We start from the raw sequence: 3,832 nt of genomic DNA, 5'->3' as shown, positions 1-3,832 counted from the left end.
CTTCGAGGTCACCCCACCGCCGAGCACGGTCGTGCTGGGCTGACCCTCACCAAGAGTCATCAGCCAGGCTTGACAACCCCATTGGGAATCGTTTGATGACCCCCCACCATCGGCTTCAAACCCTCGCTGTCGTGGACGATGGCGGCCGAGAGGCCGGCGAGAAGGGGCAGTCCGTTCGCGTCCGACAGGACGTGCATCTTCGAACCCGCTTTGCCGCGGTCCACGGGGCTTGGACCGGTGAGCTCGCCCCCTTTTTCGCCCTCACGTGAGCGGAGTCGAGGACCGCTCGGGAGAGATCGAGCAGGCCGGCGTCGTCGAGGCGGTGCAGGACCGCCTCGTGCAGCCGGCCCCACACACCAGCCCTGGACCAGATCACGAACCTTCGGTGCGCGGTCGACTTCGAGACCCCGAAGCACGGCGGCAACGCACGCCAGGCACCACCGCTGACCAGCACATAGATGATCGCTGCAAACAGCGTCTCATCAGGAGTGTCCCGCGTTCCACCGCCCTGCGGCCGCACCTTCGAGGGCGGGATCAGCGGCTTCGCGATCTCCCACAGTCCATCCGGAACAATCCAATTCCACGTACCCCTCCCCATGACGACCTCAACGACCGCCTCACCACATAGGACACGGTCTTAAAGGTCATCTCATTTGGCGTGTTCGATAACCTGCTGGTGTGGGGATCGTCGAGCGGCTGGTGCCGGATGAGCTGTGGGAGTTGTTCCAGCGGGTGGTTCCTGCGGCGCCGGTACGGCCGCAGGGCGGTGGCCGTCGGCGGCACGGTGACCGGGAGGTGCTGGCGGCGATCGTGTTCGTGGCCACGTCGGGCTGCACGTGGCAGCAGTTGCCGTCCGCATCGTTTGGACCGTCGGGAGCCACGGCTCACCGGCGGTTCACGGAATGGTCGAAGGCCAGGGTGTGGGCGAAGCTGCACCGCCTGGTCCTCGACGAGCTCGGTTCCCGCGGTGACTTGGACTGGTCTCGGTGCGCGATCGACTCCGTGAACATGCGGGCCTTGAAAAGGGGGAGCTGACGGGCCCGAATCCTAATGGGCAGCGAAGCGAGTCATCGCTATCCGAATCCGGAGTGAGAGCTCTTTCGACAGACCGCGGGGCTCGCTTCAGCAGCGGTTCCGGCCCGGACGAAGATCTCATCCGCCACCAGGGCAGGAAGTCCTCTACTGAGAGTGATCTGGCCCCGGCCGGAACCGTTCCAGCCTCTGAGCTTCGCGAGCACAACGGCACCTCACGAGGGCATAAAAGTTTCACAACGGGTCTCAGAAGGCCCAGTTCAGAACACCTCACCAGGCGGCACGAACCGGGGGCTTCGATGGTCGTGGCCTGAGCCAACCGCACGGAGCACCTTTCATCGTGTCGCGAGCCTGAGAGCTCTCAGGAAGACGAAGGACCGTGCAGTTCACTGGGGTTGCGAACGGCTGGTGGGATGTTGTGCCTTGAGCACTTCCATTAGGGAGCGCGCGCACCCTGCACAGGCTCTGGCCTGCCGAAACACCAGAGCAGGAGGGAGAACACGATGGAAATCGCAGGATTACCGGTGCCGGTGTTCTGCGGGGTGGACTGGGCAGAAGACCACCACGATGTCGCGCTCGTCGACGCTGGCGGGACACGGCTCGCCAAGCTGCGAATCAGCGACGATGCGGCCGGATTCGCCCAGCTCACAGCTCTGCTCACCGAGCACGGCGACAACAAGGAGCATCCGGTTCCGGTCGCAATCGAGACGTCCCGGGGCTTGCTGGTCGCCTGTCTCCGCGCGACGGGACGCCCGGTATTCGCGATCAATCCGTTGGCGGTGGCCCGCTACCGGGATCGGCACTCGGTCGCGAGGAAGAAGTCGGACGCCATCGACGCCGCTGCCTTGGCGAACATTCTGCGGACCGACATGGCCGCCCACCGGCCTCTGCCGAAGGATTCTGAGCTGGCGCAGGCGATCGCGGTGCTGGCGCGGGCCCAGCAGGACGCGGTCTGGGATCGGGGCCAGGCACACAACAAGCTCCGCTCTCAGCTACGCGAGTTTTATCCTGCGATCCTGGCCGCCTTCGCTGACAAGCGCGAGGGCATCTGCTCGGCCGAGGCCCGGACCATCCTGGCCGCGGCCCCGACGCCGACAGCGGCGGCTCGTCTCACGCGCCGGCGTCTCCAGTCTCTGCTCAAGCAGGCTGGACGCCTGCGCGGCATTGAAGCCGAGGCTGACCGGCTCCACGAAGTTTTCCGCCGCGAGTACCTCCACCAACCACCTCAGGTTGAAGAGGCCTTCGGCCAGCAGACCGCGGCCTTGCTGCGTCAGCTGGAAGCCGCCTGCACCAACGCGGACCAGCTGGAAGCTGCCACCAGGGAGGCCTTCGAGCAGCACCCTGACGCCCCAGTCATCTCCAGCTTTCCGGGCCTGGGGTCGTTAACCGGGGCCCGGGTCCTGGCCGAGATCGGCGACGACCGAGCCCGTTTCACGACCGCCGGATCGAGAAGGCCTACGCCGGCAGTGCACCGGTCACCCGGGCGAGCGGCAAAAGCTGCACGGTGATGGCCCGGCGGGTGAAGAACCAGCGACTGGCCGCCGTCGGCTACGTCTGGGCCTTCGCCTCCCTGACTGCCTCCCCTGGCGCGAGAGCGCACTACGACCGTCGCAAAGTGGCAGGCGACCGCCACGTCGCCGCCCAGCGGAACCTTTTCAACCGCTTCATGGGGATACTTTTCCACTGCCTCCAGCACCGTGAGCCCTATGACGAGGTGAAGGCATTTCCCAACCGGCCCATGGCGAACCTTCCTGCGGAAGCCGCTTGACGAGTTACGCGCGTGGGATGTCTGTGGACCGGGGCAAGTACGGCTCGAAGATCCATTTGGTCACCGAGCGGACCGGTCTGCCCCTCTCCGTCGGTATCTCGGGTGCCAACGTCCATGACAGCCAGGCCCTGATCCCGCTGGTGCAGGGAATCCCGCCGATCCGCTCCCGCCGCGGCCGACGGCGGCGCAGGCCCGAAAAGCTCCACGCAGACAAGGGCTACGACTACAGCCACCTGCGGCGATGGTTACGCGGCCGTGGCATCACGCCCCGCATCGCACGCAAGGGCACGGACTCCAGCCAGCGGCTGGGCCGACACCGCTGGACCATCGAACGCACCATGGCCTGGCTCGCCGGATGCCGGCGCCTGCACCGACGCTACGAACGCAAAGCCAGCCACTTTCTGGCCTTCACCAGCATCGCCTGCACCCTCATCTGCTACCGCAGACTCACCAATTGAGATGACTTGAGGATGCGGCGTCGGGTTTGAGACTGTTTGGGACGGTCATGCGGCGAGGGTGCGGTGGGGGTTCTGGATTCGTAGAAGGTGCCGTCGCGGAGCATGGCGAACAGGACGCTGATGCGTTGGCGGGCGAGGCGGAGGAGGGCCTGGGTGTGGGTTTTGCCCCGGGCTCTTTGCCGGTCGTAGTAGGTGCGTGAGGCTGGGTCGGCGTTCATGCAGGCGAAGGCGGAGAGGAACATGGCGCGTTTGAGCTGCCGGTTTCCGCCCCGTGGTGCGTGTTCGCCGTGGATCGAGGTCCCCGACGACCTGGTCGTGGGGGCGAGGCCGGCGTAGGAGGCGCCGGGATGGGGTGGGGGGTGTGACGATGCTGTCAGAGGCGCGTAAAGTGGGCGGTGGCTCGTGCCGGTATGGAGTGTGCGGGTTAGGCCCGGTGCCCGGATGCGTTCTGGGGGCAGTACCACCGGGCCGTCCGCTCCTCACTGAGCTTCTTCAGCGTTGCCTCTCCAGGGCGAGGACGGCCTTAATCATTGACGTCAGTCTGTTGGGGCTGACGCGGGCTCTGCGGAAGAGC

1 protein-coding gene and 4 pseudogenes are annotated in these 3,832 nt (G+C 66.1%); 3 read left to right on the top strand and 2 right to left on the bottom strand.

Features of this window, described 5'->3' with window-relative positions:
* Nucleotides 1–89: 89 nt before the first annotated feature.
* Nucleotides 90–598: pseudogene (locus ACZ6C1_RS38745) on the bottom strand (IS5 family transposase); the annotation flags it as partial.
* An 80-nt stretch (nt 599–678) separates the two neighbouring features.
* Between ACZ6C1_RS38745 and ACZ6C1_RS38740 the strand changes: the two are divergent.
* From ACZ6C1_RS38740 to ACZ6C1_RS38730, 3 genes and pseudogenes are all read left to right on the top strand, one after another.
* A pseudogene (locus ACZ6C1_RS38740) lies at nt 679–1,073 on the top strand (transposase); the annotation flags it as partial.
* Between the two features lie 462 nt (nt 1,074–1,535).
* A pseudogene (locus ACZ6C1_RS38735) lies at nt 1,536–2,800 on the top strand (IS110 family RNA-guided transposase).
* A gap of 17 nt (nt 2,801–2,817) precedes the next feature.
* Nucleotides 2,818–3,258 (top strand): IS5 family transposase, encoded by a 441-nt coding sequence (locus ACZ6C1_RS38730; protein WP_469247718.1) that lies wholly within the window; start codon nt 2,818–2,820, stop codon nt 3,256–3,258.
* A gap of 65 nt (nt 3,259–3,323) precedes the next feature.
* Here ACZ6C1_RS38730 and ACZ6C1_RS38725 read toward each other — a convergent pair.
* Nucleotides 3,324–3,602 (bottom strand): annotated as a pseudogene (locus ACZ6C1_RS38725) (transposase); the annotation flags it as partial.
* Nucleotides 3,603–3,832: the final 230 nt, after the last annotated feature.

Source organism: Streptomyces sp. NPDC041796, assembly GCF_055590785.1.
The sequence above is the reverse complement of the archived record's forward strand: the minus strand, read 5'-3'. Positions and strand labels throughout refer to the sequence as shown.

Coding starts and splice junctions, on each gene's coding strand:
- ACZ6C1_RS38730 (WP_469247718.1), top strand. CDS start 2,818: ATGTCTGTGGACCGGGGCAAGTACGGCTCGAAGATCCATTTGGTCACC.